This is a genomic window from Bacillus cereus group sp. N12 (genome assembly GCF_016483575.1).
GTDB lineage: Bacteria > Bacillota > Bacilli > Bacillales > Bacillaceae_G > Bacillus_A > Bacillus_A toyonensis.
On sequence record NZ_JAEHBO010000007.1, the window covers coordinates 108012 to 133414 of the forward strand.

The following is a 25403-nucleotide window of genomic DNA, read 5'->3' on the forward strand; positions in this document are numbered from 1 at the left end:
TGCATTCTCTATAATTTTAAGGGGTTATTTGACTGTCTGAATCCGTTGCTAATTGATTCATTTGATTTAGCGCTTCTTCTAAATCAAATGAATTAAACCAACGGTAATCCTGTTTGTCTAAAATACGATAATGCTGACTAATCAGATTTTGTTGTAAACGAAAGTTCCCTTTTTCTTGAATCTGTTTCCACCAGATTTTTCCTCCCAATGTTTTTTCTTTGAAATTGCTAGTGCTACTGTGGGCCATTGTTTCGATTACTACTAATGGATCATCCCCAAGAGCATTCTGTAAAACTTCACTATCTCTAAACAATGCACAAATAGCAATGGTGTTGGTCCAGCCTGCATTCGTTCTCCCTTTCTCAATTTGAACAAGCGTTTTTTTGGATATCCCGAGAATTTCAGCCATTTTATCTTGTGTATATCTTTTTTCAGTACGTATTAACTTTATTTTCGTTGAAATGAGTTCAATTGTATGATCTTTATTCACTTTCTCTCCTCCAAAAGTAACTAATGTTTTATTTAGTGTAATTTTACACTAAAATAATTCCGTTTTCAACTCGATCCTCCCTAAATATTGTAAGAAATAATCGGATAAGCCATAAATAGAGCATTCCACAGTTTTCTATGAGGTATTGAGGAATCATCGATTTCTAAGCTCGATGGAGATTTGGCAGGGTTCCATTTCATTTTAATTAAATAAAAAACCCGTGAATGATTCACGGGTTTTACTTTAATAACTAATTGCTATTGTTCCCTCACCTGCATGAACAGCAAATGAAATCGGTAATGGATATAGTTTGAAGTCCATTTCAGGGAATGCTTGTCTTATATCTGAAATCCATTCTTCAGCTCCATCTTTGTCATTAGCATGGAACATATGAAGTACTTTAGGTAATTCTTTTTCAAGCTCATTTTTAATATATTCTCGACATTTTTGGATTTTACGAACTTTCTTTTCAAGTAAAAGTTCGCCGCCTTTTACTTCTAATATTAAGTTGACACTTAATAAACTTCCAAGTAAAAATTGAACTCCCTTTACACGTCCACTTGCATACAAACCTTTTAAGCTCTTTGGAAATACATGAAAAGGTCTTCTTTTTTCATCTACTAATGTTTTGTGTATATCTTGTAAAGTCATACCATCATTGTATAACAATTTCGCTTTTCTAATTAGTTCATCCATTGGATAACTTGTCGTTTCACTGTCTAATACCGTTAATGGGAACCCTGCCATTTCTGCAGCTAATTTCATGTTTTGATAGGTTCCACTTACTTTTCCGCTAATAGCAACTGCAAATCCTTCTTCATATTCTTCTTTGCATTTCGTAAATAACTCTACCATTTCCCCAATGTTAGGTTGTGATGTAGTGACTGTCTTACCTTCGTTTAACGCATTATAAACACGTTCACGTACACCTTCTTCACAATCTTTGTACGACACACCATCAATAATAACTTCGATTGGGATAACAAAGTTATCTCCTTCTGTTGTAAAACTCGCAGTTGTACTATCAGTAATCCAAGCAACACGCTTCATGTTGTTCCTCCCTTAATTCAATTCCTCTTTTCTAATTTTTCTATATATTTATGCTATGAAAAGAGAATATCCCTGTAATAGTAACAGGACTTTATTGTTTTGGCTATAGTAGATGAAAATTAAATGTGACTATTTCTTGTCTGTTTCACCAATAAAAAAAGAAAATCGGAGCATATGTCCGATTTTCTTCTTCCATACATTATTTAAAATTTTCATTATCTAAAATTACAACATAATCATTCGTCAATCGCCCAGCTTCTTTCGTATAACTGACAAGCCTTTGTATGTTATCACAACAAATTTTTGCTCCCCATACGAGTAACGGTACGCCGATAAAATCGATATGAAACCTCCTAGAAAACAGACCACCAAAAGTCATTGGTAAAGGCACTGTAGGTGATGTATTAGAAAAAATAATCTTTTCATGGCTTTCATAATGTTTTTGTAGAATCTCTCCTAAATGCTTCATCGCAGGTACAACGACTTTTGATGCGCCACATCCAATCGTATATACAGGATTGCCATTTTCGTCTATTCCATGAAAAATAATTTTCCCCATATCTTCTGTTTTTAATTTATTGAAGTACTCTACATTTAATATTTCTTCTTTCGTTAACTTCCGATCAGTTGGTAATTTATTTAAATGATACGCTGCAGCTAGTGAAGTTGTATGTGTACCACCGAAGTCTGTGTAAATGAATATCATATTATCATCCCTTGTTGTAAATGTTCAATGTTATTTAGTATTACCGTTCATAGCGTTGTTAAACAAGGGAAGAATGAAATTACGCTTTTTGTGTTAATTCATTATATTTTTTCCAAATATAATATCTTCTACTAATTACAGTACCTAATGTGATACATAAAAAGGCATTCGTTACAATCGTTAATGTTTGATGCGTACTGCCAGAAAACATACTCTGCTTAATCACAACTTTTGCACCTAAAATAACAAGTAGAATAATTGTACTTAAACAATTTCCCTTTCGTAATACATGACCTGTTTCACTATCTAATCGAAATGTTAATGCTTTCCCCCTAATAACCCCAAGACCAAATCCAATTCCGAGCGTTGCAACAAATAGTAGTACTTGTAATATAGTTAATTGCCCCATATGAAAAATGGACTGGATTGTTACGAGGCACAGCAAAGCCGGAATGATCCAAATACGATTAATATTCACTTTATATTCCTTACCTTGCATTAATATAATTATAAGAATAACAAATAGAATATCCATTTAGAGTCCTCCTATATACTTGTTTGCCTTTGAAAATTATATTCGCCTCTTTTCATTCCATACTTGAAACACGATAGCTACTTTAAAGTGTATAATGTGAAATGTAATTTCCCATCAATCTTACTCATTAGTTATAAAAATAAAAAGACATACTTTTTACTCGTACGTCTTTATTACCATTATTATTACATTCATAAACTCGTTTAACTTTTATCAATACATTTTATATCTTTAGAATTAGTTTTATTTACTACTTGCATGTTAAATGTAGCAGCTAGCTTTAAAGTGATTTTATAAATAAAATAACCAACAATAGAACCTAGAACGTTACAGATCACATCATCAATATCAGTAATACGTGCCGATCCACTAAATAAAGACTCAATTAGTTGTAATAATTCAATACTAACTGATATGGTAAATCCTAATAAAATAGTATTTTTAATCTTTTTATATGTATCCCATATAATTGGTGCTAAAAAACCTAAAGGCATTAATAATAAAACGTTCCCACCAACATTTCTTACGATTAGACCGATCATAAATAGGACATCACCATCATAAGCACTTCCTATTTGACCAATATCCTTAAAAATTGATGCAAAGGGAATAATATTAACTGAACGACTAAGATTTTCAGCACTAGAAGGAAAACCAATTGGTAAAGGAAATAAAGTTACGGCAACAACCATACAAATGTATACTACGAATAGAAAACGAATTAATTCTTTCCACCAATTTACATGTTTTTTATTTTTCATCCCAATTAAAATACTTCGTACAATTAAATAGGAGATGACTCCAAAAACAATAAACATACTACCGTTTAATATATACACATTTTTCCCACCTCTTTAATATTACATATAAATATCGATATACAATCATAAAACAGTGTTAATCAATTACAGAAAGTCTTCATTTAATAATTAAAATGAAGACTTTTAATCAAACGTTTATCGAAATATAAAGAGTACATTTCAAGGCAAATGCTAGCATGAGCTCTTTAAACTTTTTCAAAAAGATTTTTCTAGTTCTTTCATTAATTTTTCAGGTCCTGCTCCTTTATTCGAAGGAATAACTAATGTAATTCCTAAGTCTGGATAAACAGCCGAGCGAAAACTAACACCTGGATCATAGCCCATTATATGATATTTAAAAATATTATTTTGTCTTGTTTCAATCCATATTCCATAGCCGTAAAACTGATTATTATTTACTTGAATGTGAGGAGTTAAAAGTAAATTAGTATATTCTTGGCTTAATATTTCATAGTTAAATAATGCTTCCCAGAACTTAAGCATGTCTGGTGCGGTAATATAAGCACCGCCATCAGAACCACCTTTTATCGGTATAGAATATGCATTTGTTCTCCATTTTTGGCTATTTACATCTTTTATATATCCAAGAGCGGTGTGCTTTGGTAATGTATCTAAAGAGAAATAACCGGAATCATTCATGCCAATTGGATTGAATATTTTTTGCTCTATATATTCCGCAAACTCAAGTCCTGTTTGTTCTTCTATTATTAATCCCAGTACGATAAAGCCTGCATTGTTATAGTGAAACTTACTTCCTGGTGCAAACATCATATTATTGTTTTGAAATAATGGTAAAAAGTCTTTTAAACTTTTTAAAAGGTACATAGGTGTTTGCTTCCAAAGACCCTCAAAGTTATCCATTATACTTTCGTCAAAATAATCTGGAATACCAGAACTATGTGTTAAAAGTTGGTGTATTGTAATATCATCATTGAAGTTTGGAAATTTAATATGTAGACAATCTTTTAACTTTGTATGAAAAGTAATTACACCTTTTTCAACAAGTTGACAGATGCCGATTGCAGTGAATAATTTACATCCTGAAGCAATTCCGAATTTTGTTTGTAGTGTATTGTTTATACATTCACTTCTATTTGCGTAACCAAACGCCTCTTCATAGATTAAGTTTTTTTCTTTTTTTACTAAAACTACCCCAGAGAAATCTATATTCCGATACATCTCTTTTACAATTTTGTCTATTTCCCCTTTTGTTTTTATCACGACAACCACCCTTGTCTTTTCTTATTGTTCTTTCCCCTTATTATTTTTCCATATAAAGGGGAAAGAACCCTTTAATTGAATACGATAAATTATTAATAAGAACACAAAATTCATTTCGAATTTATTGATTCATCGGAACCCCACTTAAATTGTGATGGTAATAAAGTAAATACACACAATACGATAGTTATAAACAGCATTCCTAATGCTCCTACAATGACTACAAGTTGTATAGAGATGAATTGCGTTGCAACAGCAGACAATATTGTAATAAAAATTGTTACTACTGCAATAAAGAGCCCATATATACTCCCAATCCGTCCCATCATATGAACAGGAACGTTATTTTGGTAAAATGTATAATACCCTGTATTTGCATATGCCATAGAGAAAGATAAAATAAGAAATCCGGTAGCAGCTATTAAAAATCCACTTGAAAAAGCGTAGATTAAATATCCGAGTGCGATGAATAATGATCCTATCCCAATTAGAAATGAAGGTGCTAATCTTTTTGATAAAATTGTATTTGTTATGGCGCCTAAAATACAGCCCGCTCCACCAATACTTACTAAAAAGCCATACTCACTATCTGTTAACAATAAAATTTCTTTCGCAAATGATAATTCAAGTGAATCAGTTGCGGTAGCTAGTACCATCATTCCTTGGAATAAGAAGTACACACATACGACATACACATGTTTTCTACTAAAATTTATAACAGTGTTCCAATCTTTTTTTAATAGTGAAATAGATATTGTATTACTAGGTGAATGAGAATCTTCTTTTTTATCAAGATTGGGTAAAAGTAGTGTAATTAATCCTGATAAGAGAAATGCTATAGTATTCATATATATAGTAAACTCTGGTGTACTCACTATTAATAAAGCTCCCGCTACCGCCGGACCAATTAAAAATGCACCGGATGATATTAAGCTACGTAGTGAATTGAAACGTTGTCTTAGCTCTACTGGAATTAATTTCGTCATATACGTCATAGTAGTCGGCTCATAAATTGCGCTGGCCATACTTATAAAGAATACGAATACATAAACAATCCAAAGTGATGGAAGTAAAGGTAACATAGCGATACATATTGCACGATATATATCAAGGTGTATCATTAATTTTCGTTTATTTAAACGATCAATCATACTTCCTGACCAAGCGTTTGTAAATAAAGCGGCTAGTGGCTTAATTACATATAAAGTAGCAACAGCTAAGGCTGAGCCACCCATATTATAGACAAGTACATTCAGTGCTATTAAGTAAATCCATGCACCTAAATTCGCGATACCAACTCCGGACAGTAGTAATAAAGGATATTTCCAATCTTTAAGTATTTTTTTCACTTTAGGCCCCCGCTTTCCATATTGTTTTAAAACAATAAAAAATCCCACCCCCAAGACTTATAGTCTTAGGGACGAGATTTATCATCGCGGTGCCACCCTAGTTTATTAATATGTCGCCATATTAAACTTATCAGGTACTGCATTGTTTTCATGCTTATACCGTAGCTCTATAACGGGAGCTCCCGTCACACCATCCTCTTATATAAGATTCCGATGTGCTGCTCAGAGGCTTGGTTCAATAAAGAATTTTTGCTCCTTTTCAGCTTTATGGAGCTCTCTGTGAAAAATTCATTTTATTTACTCTTCTCTTCACTGCATTTGATTTTTTCCATATTATCACATATGTATTTAACTGTAAATAATAAATAATCACATATTTCAAGTTACGCCAATGTTAATAGTCTTATTTATTATTTTTTCTAAAAATTACGGTGCGTGAAAATACTAGAATCTCAAAAAAGAGCCCATTATATATAGACCCTTCAAAATGTCCAAATTAATTCGTAATTGCCTCTACTAACGGTTGTAGTGGTGGTTCTAATTCTAGTTTTAACGTATCACCTTCTTGTAAATCTTGCCCTTTTTCAATACTTTGATTCGTTACATAACCCGTCCCTGAAGTTTTTAAATCTAATTTTAAAAGCTTAGAGAAATACATAACATCACGCATGGACCAACCTTTTACATTTGGCATTTTTGCGTTATTTCCTAATAGAAATACGCGATCTCCTTCACTCATTACCTCACCAGACTGTGGATATTGTTTTATTATTTTTCCTTCTCCTAAAATAACCGGCTGTAACTTCTCTTTTTCTACACTTTCCTCTACTGTATCCATCGATTGATTCACATAATTTTGTACTTTTAATTGAGATTGCTTCGTTACATCTGCAATTTGTTTTTCTGTATATGGTTTCACCTTTAAATATTCAAGACTATTTTTTAAAACTGGTTTAAATATTTCAGCAAGAGGCTGGGCTCCATACTCGTCGCCCTTTAATTTCGGCTGCTTAATAGCTAAATATACGATTAACTCTGGGTCATCAATTGGAGCCATTCCTAAAAATGAAAAAATATAATTTTCTTTCCCTTCCATATATCGTCCATTTTCAGGGTTCGGAATTTGTGCTGTTCCTGTCTTACCTCCAATTGGATAACCATCCACTTTATACATTGTACCAGTTCCTTTTGAAGACGTAATAACACGCTCCATTAAGCTTCTTACCTTGTCCGCTGTCTCTTTTTTTATTGGATTCCCAATTTCTTTCGGTTGATTTTCCATAATAACTTGTTTGTTTGTTGGATTTACAACTTTATCAACGATATATGGTTGCATCATTTTCCCGTCATTTGCTATTGCCGTAGCGGCTTGTATTAATTGAATAGGAGTGACAGTGGAACCTTGCCCGAAAGAAGTTGTAACTTGTTGGATTTGTGTGTTTAATAATAATGTATTTTTACTTTCTCCGGGTAAATCTATTCCTGTTTTTTGATTGAAACCAAATTTATTCATATATTTCTTAAATTTATTGGGTTTTAATAACTGATCTTCTAAAATAGAAAAAGCTACGTTTGACGATCTTTCAAAGCCTTCATCAAATGTAATTGAGCCCCATCCAAATCCACCATTATGGTCCTTTATATCTGTTGAACCAACCGAATATTTTCCTGATTGAAAATATTCTTTCCCGTTATATACACCTTCATTAATAGCAGCAGCTAACGTAAACACTTTCATTGTTGAACCTGGTTCATATGCGTTTGCAATTGGATCATTTAAAAAGTATTCAATATCGCCTTTATTAGGATTATAACTAGGCTTACTAGACATCGCTAAAACCTTACCAGTTTTTGGATCTGCAATAATTCCTATTAACATAGAAGGATCATAGTGTTGTTGTGCTTTGTTCATCGCTTCTTCTAAAAAACTATTAATTTGCTTATCAAGCGTAAGATATACGTTATTTCCATGTTTAGCAGGTTCTACTTTACCTATGTCATTTGTAAGTGGGATACCTCTTCGTGTTCCTACATATTCTATATTCCCGTTCGTAGAGCGCAAATATTTATCCAAACTTTTTTCAAGTCCAAATTTCCCTTCCGTATTTCCTTTATCATCTGGTCTAGCAAAACCAAGTATATAGGATGCAAAATCTTCATTTGGATACACTCTTGCTTTTTCAGGCATAAAAGATACACCCGGTATTTTTAATTTCCTAATTTTCTCCTTCGTTTCTCTAGATAAGTTCCGACCAATTTTTCCAATTTCAACTTGTGTGCGTCCTTCATGAAAATTTTTTATTACTTCCTCTTTATCAATTTCAAGTACATCAGCTAATTGTTGTGCCGTTTCATCACTATTTTTCACTTTATCTTTTCCTTTTAAATTCACAACAACTCGATACGTTGCGGAATCTTGTACTAGTACCTTTCCAGTTTGGTCATAAATTGTGCCACGGTTTGCTTCTAATACTCCATTTTTATTATGTTGTTCATTCGCGAGATCTTTTACATCCACATTATGCACGACTCCTACTGCTTGTATATAGAAAATACGCAAAAGCATAGTAAGAAACAAAACAATAAAAGCAATCATCATATAACGAGCACCTTTATTCGTTTGAAGTTTATGCATATTTATCTCCTTTCATTTGTAATTGATTCCTGCGAAGATGCGCTTTAAAATATGTAGTTTTTGTTTTTATTTTCGATACTATATGTTTCGAAGTTTTCTGTTTAATCCCTTTAAAACAAAACCAATTATTGTTATTTTTGTTTTAAGTTTATTTATCTATAATACGGTATGTGAAATTAAAGAATATTCAAATAAAAAAACATCTTTTTAAAGTTCGCTTTCCTTTATCGTGTAAAGAGAGACTTAAAACATTTATTTGCTATATAGATAAGTAATTTCTTCAAGTGTTTAACATGAATATTCTAATTAGAAAAATAAGGTTGTCTAATGATAGTATTATTACAATAGATTTTTAAACGCGTCGGGAGGTGTTGTTTTGGAGAAGGAAGTAACGAGCGAAGTAATTAAAATTATAGCCGTGACTGTTGTAGGTGTAATCCTTATATTATCGATACCGTATCTTTTTAACTATTTTTCGTAACCTGGCTGTTATTATATATAATGTAAAGCTCTCCTAAATAAAAAAAATTGAGATTATCGATAATAATGTTATTATTACACCACTTACTGTACTCATATTTCCTACATTGTTTACTCTAACTACTTGCTAACAATCATCAGTTCTTTCTACATTTCATTTCCAATACTATTCTATTATTCAATAAAAAAAATTCCCCCTATGGATACCCAAGGTGGGAACTTTTTTAAACTAAACTTGTAAATAGTAGATTTTAATCCTAAGCTATATGGTTATATTTTGCTAAAAAAGGAATTCGTCTTGCTACCAACGCATATATTTTGAAAACAAGTTTTGCGATTGGTTCAAATATTCGTTTATTCTGCAACAACAAGCTGCTTGTTATAATTGTTATTACAGCGGCACCAATTACATCTAACGGGAAATGAACACCTACATACAAACGTGATATGCCAACTAATACCGCCCAAATAAGCGCTATATATTTAAGTTTTTCTCCTCTAAGCATAAAGACGAACGCAATCGAAAATACAAGTACAGAATGATCGCTAACGAATGATGAGTTTTCTGCATGTGGTACTAATTGATGCACATCATGTGATATAAACGGACGCGGATGGTAATATACCGCATGAATGAAAACATTTACTAATAATGCAATCATTACAGAAAGTGTCGTATATAACACTGTGTATTGTTTTCTTATCGCTTTCTCTTTTTTTCCATTATGAAACCATAAGATAAACATAAATAGAATTGCCACATATGCAGCGCTATTTGTAATAACAATCATTACCTTATCTAATAGTGTAGATGTACCAGCTAAATTGTTTATCCATTGAAATACTGTGTAATTCACGTTACTCTCTCCTTAATTTTTCTCATCGTACTTAAAATAAAGATACGAGTTTACTTGATTTACACAGTATACAACATTTAGTCACATTTGGATTTTCACTTTATTTGTTTTTACTATTTTTCATTTTACAATTATGTAACTATTTACATGCGTTAAAAATATATAATGTTAAAAAACCTTTCTAAATAACAAAATTAAAAATCTATACATACATAAAATACATACCATATTGATATAAAAATATTAGTTGTTAAATCATATTTTTATTCCATACGTAGAGCGATATTACCAAATTGTTCGCCTTGTTCCATACGATTTAATGCCTGAACTGCTTCTTCTAACGAAAAACTTTTATCCATAATTGGTTTAATTTTATGTTTTTTTATAAACTGAATCATTTCATTAAATTCCTCACGGCTTCCCATAGATGTTCCCATAATATCGATTTGATTATAAAATAATGCACGTAATGGCAATTCAATTTTATCTCCTGAGCTTGCACCAAAATTAACAATTCTTCCATTTGGTTTTAATACATCAAAATATTTTAAGAACGTCGCAGGACCAATACTATCTATAATTAAATCTACCTTTTCTCCTTGCAAGCTCTCTTCCCAATTTCCAGAACTATTAAAAGAACAGTCTGCACCATATTTTTCAGCAATCACTCTTTTGTTCTCTGACCTTGAAGTAACACTTACTTTTGCGCCAATTGCTTTCGCAAATAACATGGAAAAGGTTGCCACACCACCGCTTATTCCTGGAATTAAAACATGTTCACCGCACTTCAATCTCCCCTTTGTAAAAAGTGCTCTATATGCAGTTAATGCCGATAATGATAGAACACCGGATTCTTCCCAAGTAAGATATGACGGCTTTTCCACTACATTTTCAACTGGTACAATTACATATTCAGCAAACGTTCCATCTTTCGGTCCACCTAACACTTCAGGTAACTCTGGCACATTAGCAATACTATCCCATCCAATACTAGGATTAATAATAACCTCGGTATGTAGTGAAGTATTTGAAACCCCTTCTCCGATTTCTGTAACAATGCCCGATCCATCTGATCCTATTACTAATGGTATATCCATTTCTTTTCTATTATTTATTATAAATAAGTCTCTATGATTTAACCCTGCAGCTTTTAACTTTACTTTTACTTCACCAGCATTAGGAGTTAATTCAGATAAAATTTTATATTCTAACCCCTCTAATCCTTTTTTATATTGATGTATAATTGCTTTCATTGTTTCATTCCCCCTTAATATCTTTAATGTACTAGAAACATTGAAATAAATAAAACAATCTGTCTCCAATAAATAGAAAGAAAGTATATTTTTATGACAAAACAGAACATCCTTCCTTTTAAAAAGCAAAAGAAGGATTTATCAGTACTATTTTCAAAACTATTTAGATAAAAAACTGTAAATTTAACTTTAATTAATTCTAGCCAATTCTATTATATTTCGAATAAATGGCGCTTTTGCATTTGTATACGACACACGATCAAAAGGATATGTAGCTGCAAGCCCCTCTTTTAGTTCTCTATATTCTTTACGTGCCCATTCATGTTTTTTTAGAAAGTCTCGAAACAAAAGATTATTTCTCCATTCCTCGCTATTATAAATATAAACATGCAAATGATGAGTACCCGCTCTCCATTTCCCCTTTCTGAAAAACCGCCAACTTGGTGTTTCTTTTGGGACATACTCATATCCAATTTCCGAAAGGATATGAGTCCACTTTTCGGTAATTTGTAAATCCGTTACGCCAATCATCATATCAATAAGAGGTTTAGCGCCTAACCCTTCTACGGCAGTGCTTCCTATATGTTCAATAGCAACGATTTCTTCCCCTAATAAAGAATTAAATTTGTATCTTTCCTTTAAGTATTCTTCATGCCAGTCTTTTTGATAGGATTTTATAATAATTTTTTGATCCATTTTATTTGCCTCCTAAAAAGCTTTTATCATTATATTTATAAAATTTCATGTTATTAATATAGGATTTTCACAAAATATGTCGAATATTAAAACATACAACTTTATTATAATAAATGCGAGGTACATTATGAAAGATATTCCAGTTGAAATTCAGTTGAATCAAGTAACATTACAATTAAAAGAACATCATAATTTTGATTGGCTTTTGAAATTAGGAACTGTATTTGCCGTTTTTGACCAACAAGATTCGGGTAATATATGTTTTGGTGTAGAAAAGGATGGTCATAAGAAATTTATTAAATATGCAGGAGCACAAACAATTGCATATAATGGAACTCCAGAGGCCGCTATTGAAACATTAATAAAATCGGTTTCCCTTTACGATGAATTAAAACATGAATCACTAATAACTTTAATTGAACACTTTCCAGTACATAATGGATATGTTTTAATATTTGATTGGTTTGATGGGGAATCGCTTCACCCACATTGGAGTTTCCCACCTCCTGAGAAATATAAAAATCCAAACTCTCCATTTTATAAATTTAGACATTTAACTGTTGTGGAACGAATTTATTCATTGAATGCGATTTTTTCTTTCCATGCTCATGTAGAACAGAAAAACTATGTAGCTATAGATTTTTATGACGGTAGTATTTTACATAATTTTAGTACAAATGAGACGAAGATTTGTGATATTGATTTATACTCTAAAAAACCATACATAAATAAAATGGGAAGACTATGGGGTTCCTCTCGTTTTATGTCTCCTGAAGAATTTGAGTTAAACGCTATAATTGATGAAAAAACAAATGTATTTAATATGGGCGCGGTAGCTTTCGCACTTTTAGGTGGTGAAAAAGATCGTTCCTTTATAAAATGGGATGCAAGTAAAGAATTATATGAGGTTGCCTCTCGTGCTGTGAATGAAAACCGTGCAGAACGGTATACATCAGTAAAAGAATTTTATGAAGCATGGTTAAAAGTATCTAGTGCTAAAATGATATAAGCTTATATTTTTAAAACAAATATAGAGTTTATACTTTTATCATGTATAATACATATGAAATGGAAATTCAGAATGACGAGGCTAATATTATGGACTTTGTTTATATTAATCAAAATGTATTAAATAATCTTCTTTACATTTTAAGTAGTATATTTATTTTTTATTTTATATATGATAACAGGCGCTATTTGAAGAAATATAAAAGACTGCTTATTATTCTTTGTACGAGTATCCCACTTATTTTATGTATGAGATACCCTATCTATATGGATGAAAGTTGTATTCATGATTTAAGACAAATCCCAGTAATAATAGGTACACTTTATGGTGGATTCCCTGTCGGCATTATATTGTTTACTATTTTATTAATTACAAGAGTTTTATTTTATGGATTTAACATGTTAACAGTTATTGTTTATGGCACAATGTTCATCATAACAGCATTCGCATCTACAAAATTTAATACATACAATAGAAAGGTTAAAGTAGCTTTTGCTATGTTTTTAACTTTTTTCCTAGCAATATTTACAACTGTGATTGTACTAACATTATCAGAATTTGAAGTAAATAATTTATATATTATTTATTTCATATTATTACCGACTACTTTAATGTTATTTATTGTTTATTTTAATGAAGTTTTAAAAGATGCAGTATTTATGCGCTCAAAATTAATTAAAATGGAAAAGATGGAGATCGTTAGTCAACTTGCTGCTAGTATATCGCACGAAGTAAGAAATCCCTTAACTGTCGTAAAGGGATTTACACAACTTTTAAAAACACCAAATTTATCTCCTGAATCAAGGGACGAATACATTGAACATATACTTGAAGAATTAAATCGTGCGCAAGAGATTATTGATGACTATTTAACGTTTGCTAAACCAGCACCAGAAAAACTAGATCATATTTCAATAGACCAAGAGTTAAATCGAGCTATTAATATGATATTGCCATTATGTAATATGAATACGATACATATTACAAAAGATTTCTCAAAGGCAACCATTGTTGGTAATAAACAGCACTTTCAACAATGTTTTTTAAACTTAATAAAAAATAGTATTGAAGCAATGCCTAATGGTGGTACCTTAAATATATCCTCCACTATAAGCAATAATAAAGTTATAATACGAATTGAAGATAGCGGAATTGGAATGTCACAAGAGCAAATTAACAGGTTTGGCGAACCTTATTTTAGTACAAAATCAAAAGGTACTGGTTTAGGTACGATGGTTGCTGTTAAAATTATTGAAACGATGCATGGTAATTTAAAAATCCAAAGTACCGTTAGTAAAGGAACGGCTTTAACGATTACATTCCCAAAAGATAAAAATATATAACAAAGAAAAAAGGAGCATAATAGCTCCTTTTTTCTTTGTCTCGATACATAAGTATCTTCTATGTTTTTTAAGTTTACATTTGTGAAGACTAATTAAAAATTAGTATCCTCCGCCCCAACAGCTGCATCCTACAATTATTAATAAAATGAATAACACAACTAATAAAGCAAAACCTCCACCAAAACCACAAGAACCACCGTAACTCATATTTTTTCCTCCTTTTGGTTTGAAAACTAATAGGTAGTTGATCATTTTAACTGGTTCGTATTATACATTATGTATATATCCCTTTTTTGAGCATGTCTACTTAAAAATAAGTAAAAGCACTCGATTACGAGTGCTTTAAAATGGATACCAAAAGTTTTGAAATACATTTAATTTTAAATATACTGCAACCATTAAAATAAAAACACCTGTAAATAAAGCAATGAAATCACCACTTTCCGCTTTACTTGTATAGAACCACGTACGTTTATCCTTCTTTCCAAACCCTCTTAAATCCATTGCATTTGAAACGGTATCGATTCTTTCTAGAGAATGAATGATTAGCGGCCAGAAAATTAAAATACGGTTTTTCATACGAATCCATAAGCTCGCTTCCCCTTTTTCAAAAGCTACTCCTCTCGCTTCTTGCGCATGTTTAATAATTTTATATTCGGACTGAATATCAGGTATATAACGTAGTGCAATATTTATTGCATATGTAATCTTATAATGAATACCAAGTTTACTTAAGCCACTTACAAATTCACTTGGATCTGTCGTGTAAATAAAGATAAGTGTAAATGGTAACAACGTAAAATATTTTAATGAAAGTGTAACTGCATAAAATAATGTTTCATATGTAATTGTTGCATAACCAATATGTAAAAACGAAGTATACGATCCAGTTAATTCAGATCCATGAGTCGGTGTAATAAATAAAATCATAACAGTGTTTAATAAACTAAATGTAAATATAACAGTAAAAATAAGTAAAATTTTACGAAGTGGAATTTTAGCAAGTAAGAGTCCGATACATCCAAACATAAATAAAATTAGTAATATGCGAAAATCAAAAAACATAAAAGTAAGCGTCATACAAAATATAAACAAAACTAATTTCACAGCCCCGTCCATACGACGAAAATATGTATTATGCATTTTCCTCCCTCCTACTAACATCGCAATAAAGTTCCATAAACTTTTCTGGACATGAAATTTCACTAAATGTAACAAGTTCGAATAAAGAACTCTCTCTTAGATTGGCTCTTTGTAACGTTTCTTTATGTCCTAATACAGTAGTTGCAGTATTATCCGCAATGATTTCTCCCTCATGTAGGACTACCGCTCGGTCTGCATATTCTAATGCTAGATTCATATCGTGTGTTATGAAAATAAAGGATATTCCCTTTTTAGCCAGGTTTCTAATAAATGACATAAACTGTTTATAATGATAATAATCTTGTCCAGCCGTCGGTTCATCTAATATGATAAGTTTAGGATTTGTTGTTAATACAGATGCGATAGTTAATCTCTTTTTCTGCCCATAGCTTAATGCCTGAATTGGCCAATTACGAAATGGATATAAACCACAGATTTTTAATGATTCTTCAGCTCTATAGTTAACTTCTTCCTTAGAAAACTTTTTTAATTTTAATGTGAATGAAACCTCTTCTAAAACAGTAGGTTGTGTAATCATATGATTTGGATTTTGCATCACATAAGAGATCATCTCCCCACGCTTACGAATAGACCAAGAACTAATATTTTCTCCATCTAATAAAATCCCTGCATTACTTGTTTTATTTATACCAATAAGACTGTGAGCTAATGTTGATTTTCCAGCTCCATTGTGTCCTAAAAGAGCTATAAGTTCTCCTTTACTTATCGAAAAATTTATATTTTCCAATACTCTTTGTCTATTAGGATAGGAAAATGATAAATTCTCTACTCTTAATAATTCTTTATTTTTAGTAGCATCTTTTAAAAAAACTTGCTTCTGCATCCATTCTTTTAAAACGCCACTAATTTTTTCCTTTTGAATTTTTTCTAGTGGATATATTACGGCATTATTACTATCAAAATGTAATCTCTTTAATGCTTCAATATAAATCGGCTCCCTTAAGCCAATACGAGGCAATATATTTGATGCTAATATTTCTTCCGGAGTCCCTACCGTAATGACTTTACCTTCATCAATTAAAATCATTTTATCTAAATCCAATTTTAATATTTCTTCTATTCGATGTTCAATAATTACAATTGTTTTATTAGTTTGTGCATGTATATCTTTCATAAGTTCTATCGTATGTATGGCGCTTAGCGGATCTAAGTTTGCTAAAGGTTCATCGAACAATAATATATCCGCATTTGTTGTTAAGAGACCTGCAAGAGAAACCGTTTGTTTTTGTCCTCCTGATAATTCATGCGGACTTTGTTTACGAAAAGTATGCATCTTTACCTTTGTTAATGAGTCTGCAACACTCTTTTTCATATCATCTTGATTTACACATTCATTTTCTAAATAAAAAGCGACATCTTCTTCTACTGTAAGTCCAATAAACTGAGCATCTTGATCTTGTAATATTGTTCCTACATGCTTACTCTGTTCAAAAATACTGCCTTTCCTCGGGTCTTTACCAGCAATTAATACGTTACCAGTACTAATCCCTTCATACGAAAATGGGATTAGCCCATTAATACAATGAGCTAATGTCGACTTCCCAGAACCGCTTCGTCCAGCAATTAGTACTTTTTCACCAGGGTTGATATGAAATGTAATATCTTTCAAAGTAGGCTGTGCTGCATGCTCATATTGAAAGCTGAATTCTTCAAACGAAATAATTGGTTGCATGTTAACATCCCTACTTTTCAATTTTTAAATGTGTATGTTTTTTATTCGATTTTGCTAGGCCAATTGTAATCGGTAATCCAAGAACTAAGAAAACAATAACATCAGCAATGGTTGCCCCTAATACTTGTATAACAATTTTGTCAAACGGTTCTCCCATCACGATAATATCGAATACCCCAGCAAATATAATAGCAATGACAATACCTACTAAACCAGTAATTGCTAAATAAGAAATATCTCCCTTACTAAACGACCCATTTTTCACATTAAACCCACCTCTTTTTTGAATGAGCCCCATCGCAAAACCAATAATTCCTGAGCTCAGAACCCAGCCCCCCCAAATCCCCCCGCCAGAGATCGTATCTGTTACGGTATGACCGATAAGTCCTATTAACAGTCCTGCTACTGGACCAAATAACGCTCCAAAAATGGTTAATATAGCTAATCCAGGTTTAATAAATGTATTTGGTGCAATAGTAAATCCCCAAAGTCCTAATATCCCATATAAAGCTGCTCCGATTCCGATTGCTACTACTAACTTTGTTGATAATTTGTTCATTTCAATTCTCCTCTCAAATTAGTCAGCTTTCATTACTCTATATTTATTTTAATAATGAATTATGCATCGACACTCCCTTTCTATACAACAAAAAATGACCTCTTACATAAGAGGTCATTTTCTTTCACGTGCAAGAATCCTCTTATCTTTCAAAAAACACATCGTGTCCTCTGCGGAATTAGCACCTTCCTATGAATGCACATAGGGGTTGCTGAGGTTTCTTAGGGCCGTTCCCTCCACCTCTCTGGATAAGTATTAATTTGTAATTCGTATTATGGCACTAAGAAAGATAAATTTCAACACTTTTCTAATTATTTTTATTTTTTATTAAATAGTGTATTTAAATCATTGTATTCTTATCGGAATTATGAAATAATGGATTCAAAATTGTTACAGGGGGGAATGTATGATGAAAGTAATTGGTTTAATTGGTGGGTTAAGCTGGGAATCTACATCACTATACTATAAACATATTAATACGCTAACACTCTCTCAATACGATCAAAATGCGAAGCTCGTTTTATATAGTATGGATTTTGGAGAAGTAACTACTTTATTACAAAACCATCAATATGAAGAAGTAAAAAACGAATTAGTCACAGTTGCTAAAAAGGTTGAAAAGTCCGGGGCGGAATGTTTATTAATGTGTTCAAATACAGTCCATTTATTTGCTGAGGAAGTAGAACAAGCAATATCAATTCCACTTCTTCATATCGGTGATATAAGTGCTAAAGAAATGGTAGAACAGAATATAAAACGTATCGGACTATTAGGAACGAAACAAACGATGGAACAAGATTTTTATACATCACGACTAGCAAAATATAACATTGAGACAATTATCCCAAATGACGAAGAAAGAACTTTTATCCATCACGTCATATTAAACGAATTAAGTAGAGGCATTATTTCAGAAACTTCAAGAGAGAAACTAATACAAATTACCAATTCATTAATTCAAAACGGTGCGGAAGGTATATTACTAGGCTGTACTGAAATACCATTACTTATTTCCCAAAATGACCTTACTGTTCCTGTTTTTGATACTGCTTTTTTACATGCAAATACTGCTGTACAATTTGCTGGATAATAATATACAAGCATAAAGGTAGAGCCTCTATGCTTGTATATTGTCCGAACTATTTATTTAAAAGAGCATCAATAACTGCAATGGCTCTTTTGAAACCACCACACTCTAAAAAACTTTCATTCAGTTTTCGAATGCCATGTTTATACTTTTCATTTGAAAGAACGTCTGTTACCGCCTCTTTTAAAGTTTGCACATTAACATGCTCTTTCAATAATCTATGTGCTGCCTCAAGTTCAGTTAATCTTTGCGCTATCATAGGTTGATCTTTATCATGCGGTATTATCACAAATGGGACATTGTAATGAATTGCATCGTGTACACTATTCATTCCACCATGTGTAATAAAAACATTTGATTCACTTAATATTTCTGATTGAGGTACGTAAGGGGATATAATAAAATTGTCTGGAGCTTGCTTAATTTTTGACATATCATTTCTATCACCGATTGCCATTACTACAATTCCTTCGAAATCTGAAAAAGCATCAATACAAGTATTAAAAAATGGTTCGAGCCCTTCAAGAAGTGTTCCCATTGAAATATAAATAACTTTCTTTTTTGAAAGCAATTCAAGTGGAAACTTTATATTTGTTTTGCGCTTTATCATACTCGGCCCAATAAAAACATTCTTTTCTCCGAACGAATCGCTATTAGGTTGAAAATAACGACTTGTATACACGAGACTAATGTCTCCCTTATTTTGCATAAATTGAAGATGATTTTTGGGCTTTACTCCAAATTCATGTTCCATTTGATACAGTAACTTTTCAGAGAGTTCATCGGGTTGGAATTGTTTTTCTGCATTTGGATGAAAAGGCAAGGTTTCCAATACTTCTGGTGGAATTAAAAATATAGGAGAGGAAACTATGCCTGGAACTTGTAAATATCCCCTTACTAACTCTCCGGCACCAAATATATCATAAACTACGAAATCAAAATTTATGCTTTTACATAATTCTTTCGTAATTTTTAATATATATAAAGAAGTTTGAACATGTACACGAAAGAAAGATTTTAATCCATATGAAGTTTCATTATCAATAGAAATTTCCTTTAATAAATCCGGATGAGTATGTACAATAGCTCCCAAAACTTCAAGCCTTTCCTTAAAGTTTTCCGTTGTAATATAGTGTACGTTATCTCCTCTTTCAGTAAAGGCCTTTACTAAACTTAATGTAGGATTTACATGTCCCTCTGCAGGAAAATTAACTATTAAAATATTCAACACGTATTTCTCACTCCTTACAATTCAATGTTCTTATTAATCGTACTGTTATTATTACAAGAAATCTTCCCCTAATAGTCCCAATACGCTTGCTACTTTAGGTTGATAAATAATTATTATTCATCGGAAAAGGCATCTACATAAGTAGATGCCTAACTGTGATAAGGAGTGTTCTGTGAGGTTAGGATAAGCTTTTCTGCTTGTCCTATGCTATCAATATATGAATTATTTTATAAAACGTGAATAATTAATAGAATTATTTTAACCATTTTTACTTTACCTATTACATGTGACTCATCGATCAGTCCAAGTGTATTCCTACTATCCATACTATGATTACGATTATCCCCTAGTACAAATAATTTATGCGAGGGAACTTTCATTTCTCTAAAGTTTGAAAAACGATTTGATACTTGTGACATATCTAACTGTATATACAACTCATCTCGCTTTTTACCGTTAATATATACCACATCGTTTCTTACTTGTACGTTATCCCCTGGTAATCCAATAATTCGTTTCACGTAGTATGTAGGCTCGTCTTCTTTTTTTATTATTACAATATCACCATGATGAAAAGAAGAAAAATAGATACTAGCCTTATTAACTAGTATGCGATTATTTTCATTCAAAGTAGGTTGCATCGAAATTCCTTCTACCATACAAAATAAAAATGACTTATTAATACTAATAATTCCTATTATAATTAAAATATAGCTACATATTTTTCTCCAATCTTTTAGAATCAATTGCTTCATATATATCTCATTTCTAATCTATTCGTATGTAAAAACGTCTCTAGTTCATATAAATGCTAGAGACGTTTCGTATATTTTAATTCTCTTTAGAGTCATCTATTTTTAGTGCTTCGCCAGTTAATCGCATATTTTTCAAATCAAAATAAGCATCTAAAACTTCTTTTCCAATATCAGAGTTAATACCAGACTTATCATTTTTAACCCATGGTACTACAATGGAAAATGCTACTTCTGGATCATCATATGGTGCGTATCCTGCTAATGTTAAATTATAACATTCTATACGATCGCCTTTCTCATTTCTCCCAATATCACTTTCTCCACCGTATACAGTCTGTGCAGTTCCTGTTTTGCCAGCTGGTTTATACGGTGCTTTTTGGAACGCCCTTACTCCCGTTCCATCCCCTTCTTGGAATACTCTTCTAAACCCTTCTTTTACTTGATTGATATATTCTTCTTTCATATCAATTCTATTTAAAACAACAGGTTCTATTGCATGCATCACTTTACCGATTTCATCCTTTTGAGCGGTTTGTTCTCTAATCTCTTGAACAATTTGTGGTTTCATTCGATAACCGCCGTTTGCGATAGTCGAAATATACTGTACAAGCTGAAGTGGTGTATACGTATCATACTGTCCAATCGAGTAGTCTAGTAAGAAACCAGGTTGATTATCTTTTTTACCAATTTGTCCAGCTGTTTCGTTCGGTAAATCAATACCAGTTGGAACACCTAATCCAAATTGCCTGAAATAATACCTCATTTTATCAAAATATTCCTGTTTAATATTTAACGAACTATTTTTCACATAATCTACTTCTGCAATTTTCAATGCTGTATTAAACATATAAACGTTTGAAGAAACTTGTAACGCCCTTAGATCATCAATATTTCCGAACTCTTTCCAAGACTTTTTTTCCTTAGTTCCTTTAAACTTCATTGGTGCATCATAAAAATATGTACCTGGTGTTATAGCTTTCGTTTCAAATCCTGTTAATACTGTTGCACCTTTAACAGTTGATCCAAGCTCATATGAACTTGTCATCGTACCTAAAGCATAATCTTCTACTTCCGTTTTTCCGTCTTTTTCTATAAGCTTTTTCCCAGCCATTGATAATACTTGGCCGTTTTTCGGATTCATCATTACAACGAAAGCACGGTCTAACATTGATTCTGAACCTTTATATGCCTTTAATATTTTTTCTATGCTCTCTTCAACTTTTTTCTGTAATTCCATATCAATTGTTAACGTTAAATTTTTCCCACTTTTCCCCTCAGAAACTGTTTCCATTCTCATTGTATTTCCTTGCTTATCAGCTATACTTCTCACTTCTTTTTTCGAGCCGTGAAGCACATCCTCGTATTGCTGCTCAATGTAACTTTTCCCTATCCTGTCATTTCGGCTATAATCACGCACTAAATAATAATCTAATCGTTCACGTGGCAATCCTTCATCAGCATTCGAAACGTTTCCAAGGACTGAACGAAATAAGCCATCATTTACATAGTGTCTCTCCCAATCAACCGATGCGTCTACCCCTGAAAGATTCCCTAAATTTTCACTAACTTTTGCATATTCCTTTTCACTCACATCTTTTTTAATAATTTGAGGAGCCATTTGGTAACCTGCAGTCATTTTACTTTTAATAGCTAACACTTTTATATCTTGAGTTGTTAACTCTTGAAGATTTTTATCTGTAACACGCTTTCTTCTTAAATCTTCTATTTTCTTATCTAGGTCTTTACCCGTAATATCTTTTTCCCTAAACTTGTCTATTTCTTTTTTTGATATTAAATTTTGTGCGAGTTTTGGATTTAATTGCATCCAAAAATCTTTCTTATCCGTCTCAGTTAACTTGTCTATATCTTCTTGCGGCATTTCAATTATTTCCTCAAGTTGTCTTGCAGTTTTTAGTATATCTTCTGATTTTACACCTTTCATCTTTGTATACGTAATCGTGCGTAAAGACTTATTATCAACAACTGGATTCCCTTCTCGATCAAATATTTTCCCACGCGGGACAGAAAGACTCACAGTTGCATTTTCTCTCTTCTCTACTTCATTTTTATATGTCTCTCCATCGACAATTTGTACTTTACCTAACTGTATAATCATGGCAGAAAATAATAAAAATACACAAAAGAATAAAATATTTAAGCGCATCGGTATTGCTCTACCACTCTTTTTCTCTTTCTTTTTCACCTCGTCATAATCTCCTCCTTACAACATTTTTAATACTTTTACGCTTTCTATATTAAAAGTAATGTACAATTTCCACACATTACTTTGTACGCATATAAATATAATGTTCAAAACTTAATAGAAATTAAAACAAACATAAAGAAAAGGTAAAGTTTACTAAATTAAATATAAAAATACCCAATAACAAAAGCTTAGCTTTGTTATTGGGTATTAAGTATTTTAAGATTTAATATTAGAACGTATTGAAATACATCTATCATCACAATTTGATAGAGATTGTTTACTCTGCATTTTTGGCAAGTAAATCGTTACAGTTGTCCCGACACCAACCTCACTCATTATACTTATTGTTCCTTGATGACTTTCAATAATTTTATAACTTAACATCAATCCAATACCGGTACCTTTTTCTTTCGTACTATAAAAAGGTTCACCTAATCTTTTAATTCTTTCTTCAGGTATTCCTATTCCTTCATCTATTACACTAATAATGACACCATTTTTATGTATTTCTTTTATATGAATTGAAATTTTCCCACCATTTAGCATTGCTTCAATTGAATTTTGCAAAATATTAATAAAAACTTGTTTCAATTGATTTTCTGAGCATTCAATGATTATCTCTTCGGAATCTGTAAATAGTTCAACTTGAATATTTGTCATGATTGCTTTTGTATTAATTAGTGATACGACATTTTTAAAAATTTGATAAATATTTTTCTTTTCTGTATTTATTTCATCAGTTTTAGCAATCGACAAAAACTCTTGGAGAATTGCTTCTATTCTTTCTATTTCGGAAAGCATAAGGTCAAAATATTTCTCTTGATCCTCTTTATTAATTTGGAATAACTGTATAAATCCTTTAATTACAGTTAATGGGTTTCTCACTTCATGAGCTACACCGGCTGCTAATTGACCAATTGCCGCAAGTGTATCTGATTTATTTAGCAATTCTTCTGCCTTTTTCCGCTCTGTAATATCGCGGACAATGATCATAATTTTATCTTGTAATAATGGTAAACATCTGGCTTCAAAGAAATCAATACTTCCATTAATTGTTAGAGGATATTCTACAATTACATTCTTTCCTTCATTTTTCAATTGGCGAATTGCTTCTTGAAATTGCTGTGCTACTGGAGACGGTAATATTTCGTAAAACTTTTTTCCCATAAAAGCTTCTGCGGGCACGTAAAATTTTGTAGGGGATCCTGCTTTATAATCTATAATTGTCCCATCATCTTCTGTTAAAAAACATAAATCTGGTAAAGCTTTGAAAATTAATTCTAATTCAGAGGTTTGTTGTTTTAATTGCTCTTCTATTGCTTTTAAATGTGTAATATCTACCCCAACAGCCCAGTAACTAAATCCTGTTACAGGAAATTGCTCTGATATATTGGACCACATTATCGTTTTAATTTCTCCATTTTTACATGTTAAACTCATTTCCCAATCTCTAAAATTTTTTCCACGAGTCAAAAATTTATTTTGTATTTGATGGCGATAATTATGGTCAGGATACAGTAATTGAAGAGCGTTTTGATTCCCAATTATTTCTTCAGCAGTATAACCTGTTACAATCTCGCATTCTCGATTCCACAAAACAAAATCTCCATTATAGTCAAGCGCATCAACCATAACAGGCATGTTTTGTAAGATCGTATGTAGTTCTTCCTCTTTTCGAGAAAGTAACGATATATTTTTACTTTGAACTTCTTTTTTCACCCCAGTTATAATAAGGTTAGAAAGCATTTCAAAATATTTTTGGCAATTGAAAATTTCGCTTCGTTTGGACCATACAACAAAAGATCCTAAATATTGATTGTATAAGAAAAGGGGGATTTCAATTTTTGGAAGTTTACATACTTTCATTTCATTAATTCCAAATGAAAATATACATTCGTTTTCAGCATCAAGAAGTTGATGTGATATGTTGGTTAATTTATAAAATTGTTCTGCCATGGTTTCTATTGTACTCACATCAATAAGTTCCATTAGCCGCGCATTCATTCCTTTTTCACCTCAATATGTAAAATTTATACAAATTCAAAATTCATACTTCTTCATTATACGAAGAAAGTGCTCCTAGGTATATAGCTGTAGAATAATTATTCAAACAAATTCTATTTTTCAATTAAAAACAGAAAATAATATGGGAATGTTATGCGCTGCTAGTAGAAGTATAAAGTGAAACTTTAATCAGTGGGGTTTTGTTCATCCCCCACTGATTATTAGTTGAACCAATCGGGCTTTTACCTGTCTCTTATACACATCTCCGAGCCCACGAGAC

At 31.7% G+C, this 25403-nt stretch carries 22 protein-coding genes, 1 riboswitch and 1 other annotated feature; of the genes, 3 read left to right on the forward strand and 19 right to left on the reverse strand.

The window, feature by feature from the left end; all coding sequences use genetic code 11:
* Nucleotides 1–16: 16 nt before the first annotated feature.
* The 11 genes from JDS92_RS06175 to JDS92_RS06225 all read right to left on the reverse strand — a co-directional run bounded on the left by JDS92_RS06175 (nt 17) and on the right by JDS92_RS06225 (nt 12093).
* Nucleotides 17–490 (reverse strand): helix-turn-helix transcriptional regulator, encoded by a 474-nt coding sequence (locus JDS92_RS06175; RefSeq protein WP_001030624.1) that lies wholly within the window; start codon nt 488–490, stop codon nt 17–19.
* A gap of 243 nt (nt 491–733) precedes the next feature.
* A complete protein-coding gene (locus tag JDS92_RS06180) occupies nt 734–1540 on the reverse strand; it encodes a DegV family protein (protein ID WP_000831953.1) in 807 nt (268 codons plus the stop codon).
* 199 nt (nt 1541–1739) lie between these two features.
* Nucleotides 1740–2246, reverse strand: a complete 507-nt coding sequence (locus JDS92_RS06185) for a DUF3189 family protein (protein ID WP_000576344.1) — start codon at nt 2244–2246, stop codon at nt 1740–1742.
* Nucleotides 2247–2325: 79 nt separating this feature from the next.
* Complete coding sequence (locus JDS92_RS06190; protein ID WP_098106574.1) at nt 2326–2781, reverse strand: CcdC protein domain-containing protein; 456 nt, start codon at nt 2779–2781, stop codon at nt 2326–2328.
* 203 nt (nt 2782–2984) lie between these two features.
* On the reverse strand, nt 2985–3620 hold the full coding sequence (locus tag JDS92_RS06195; RefSeq protein WP_000275661.1) for a VanZ family protein: 636 nt from the start codon (nt 3618–3620) through the stop codon (nt 2985–2987).
* Nucleotides 3621–3797: 177 nt separating this feature from the next.
* Nucleotides 3798–4823 carry a serine hydrolase domain-containing protein gene (locus tag JDS92_RS06200; protein WP_142345909.1) on the reverse strand — a complete coding sequence of 342 codons (1026 nt, stop codon included), beginning with the start codon at nt 4821–4823 and terminating at the stop codon, nt 3798–3800.
* Nucleotides 4824–4933: 110 nt separating this feature from the next.
* Nucleotides 4934–6172: an MFS transporter gene (locus JDS92_RS06205; protein ID WP_098911934.1), complete on the reverse strand. Its 1239-nt coding sequence runs from the start codon at nt 6170–6172 to the stop codon at nt 4934–4936.
* 64 nt (nt 6173–6236) lie between these two features.
* Nucleotides 6237–6494: a binding site (T-box leader), on the reverse strand.
* Nucleotides 6495–6668: 174 nt separating this feature from the next.
* The gene (locus JDS92_RS06210; protein ID WP_199631666.1) at nt 6669–8807 is read right to left on the reverse strand and encodes a penicillin-binding protein; all 2139 of its coding nucleotides are present in this window, start codon (nt 8805–8807) and stop codon (nt 6669–6671) included.
* A gap of 737 nt (nt 8808–9544) precedes the next feature.
* Entirely contained in the window at nt 9545–10144 is a 600-nt protein-coding gene (locus JDS92_RS06215) for an undecaprenyl-diphosphatase (protein ID WP_001110148.1), read from the reverse strand.
* A gap of 263 nt (nt 10145–10407) precedes the next feature.
* A complete protein-coding gene (locus JDS92_RS06220; protein WP_199631667.1) occupies nt 10408–11397 on the reverse strand; it encodes a zinc-binding dehydrogenase in 990 nt (329 codons plus the stop codon).
* Between the two features lie 189 nt (nt 11398–11586).
* Nucleotides 11587–12093, reverse strand: coding sequence for a GrpB family protein (locus JDS92_RS06225; RefSeq protein WP_000372152.1), 507 nt, complete (start codon nt 12091–12093; stop codon nt 11587–11589).
* A gap of 127 nt (nt 12094–12220) precedes the next feature.
* Between JDS92_RS06225 and JDS92_RS06230 the strand changes: the two genes are divergently transcribed.
* On the forward strand, nt 12221–13102 hold the full coding sequence (locus JDS92_RS06230) for a serine/threonine-protein kinase (RefSeq protein ID WP_016108522.1): 882 nt from the start codon (nt 12221–12223) through the stop codon (nt 13100–13102).
* Between the two features lie 41 nt (nt 13103–13143).
* The gene (locus JDS92_RS06235) at nt 13144–14445 is read left to right on the forward strand and encodes a sensor histidine kinase (RefSeq protein ID WP_016108521.1); all 1302 of its coding nucleotides are present in this window, start codon (nt 13144–13146) and stop codon (nt 14443–14445) included.
* 99 nt (nt 14446–14544) lie between these two features.
* On the opposite strand, the gene JDS92_RS06240 is transcribed toward JDS92_RS06235, so the two are convergent.
* From JDS92_RS06240 to JDS92_RS06255, 4 genes are all read right to left on the reverse strand, one after another.
* A complete protein-coding gene (locus JDS92_RS06240; protein WP_000120182.1) occupies nt 14545–14652 on the reverse strand; it encodes a YjcZ family sporulation protein in 108 nt (35 codons plus the stop codon).
* Nucleotides 14653–14787: 135 nt separating this feature from the next.
* Nucleotides 14788–15588 (reverse strand): energy-coupling factor transporter transmembrane component T family protein, encoded by an 801-nt coding sequence (locus JDS92_RS06245; RefSeq protein ID WP_097958599.1) that lies wholly within the window; start codon nt 15586–15588, stop codon nt 14788–14790.
* Nucleotides 15581–17281, reverse strand: coding sequence for an ABC transporter ATP-binding protein (locus JDS92_RS06250; protein ID WP_098711292.1), 1701 nt, complete (start codon nt 17279–17281; stop codon nt 15581–15583). The genes JDS92_RS06245 and JDS92_RS06250 overlap by 8 nt, the downstream gene beginning before the upstream one ends.
* Before the next feature lie 10 nt (nt 17282–17291).
* Complete coding sequence (locus tag JDS92_RS06255) at nt 17292–17840, reverse strand: ECF-type riboflavin transporter substrate-binding protein (protein ID WP_199631668.1); 549 nt, start codon at nt 17838–17840, stop codon at nt 17292–17294.
* 139 nt (nt 17841–17979) lie between these two features.
* A riboswitch (SAM riboswitch) is annotated at nt 17980–18095 on the reverse strand.
* Nucleotides 18096–18246: 151 nt separating this feature from the next.
* On the opposite strand from JDS92_RS06255, the gene JDS92_RS06260 reads away from it, so the two are divergent.
* The gene (locus tag JDS92_RS06260) at nt 18247–18930 is read left to right on the forward strand and encodes an aspartate/glutamate racemase family protein (RefSeq protein WP_141555912.1); all 684 of its coding nucleotides are present in this window, start codon (nt 18247–18249) and stop codon (nt 18928–18930) included.
* Between the two features lie 49 nt (nt 18931–18979).
* On the opposite strand, the gene JDS92_RS06265 is transcribed toward JDS92_RS06260, so the two are convergent.
* The 4 genes from JDS92_RS06265 to JDS92_RS06280 all read right to left on the reverse strand — a co-directional run bounded on the left by JDS92_RS06265 (nt 18980) and on the right by JDS92_RS06280 (nt 25123).
* Nucleotides 18980–20158: a macrolide family glycosyltransferase gene (locus tag JDS92_RS06265; protein ID WP_199631669.1), complete on the reverse strand. Its 1179-nt coding sequence runs from the start codon at nt 20156–20158 to the stop codon at nt 18980–18982.
* 227 nt (nt 20159–20385) lie between these two features.
* On the reverse strand, nt 20386–20913 hold the full coding sequence (gene lepB / locus JDS92_RS06270; protein ID WP_199631670.1) for a signal peptidase I: 528 nt from the start codon (nt 20911–20913) through the stop codon (nt 20386–20388).
* A gap of 76 nt (nt 20914–20989) precedes the next feature.
* Nucleotides 20990–23116, reverse strand: a complete 2127-nt coding sequence (locus JDS92_RS06275; RefSeq protein WP_199631671.1) for a peptidoglycan D,D-transpeptidase FtsI family protein — start codon at nt 23114–23116, stop codon at nt 20990–20992.
* A gap of 219 nt (nt 23117–23335) precedes the next feature.
* Entirely contained in the window at nt 23336–25123 is a 1788-nt protein-coding gene (locus tag JDS92_RS06280; protein ID WP_199631672.1) for a PAS domain-containing sensor histidine kinase, read from the reverse strand.
* Nucleotides 25124–25403 lie beyond the last annotated feature (280 nt).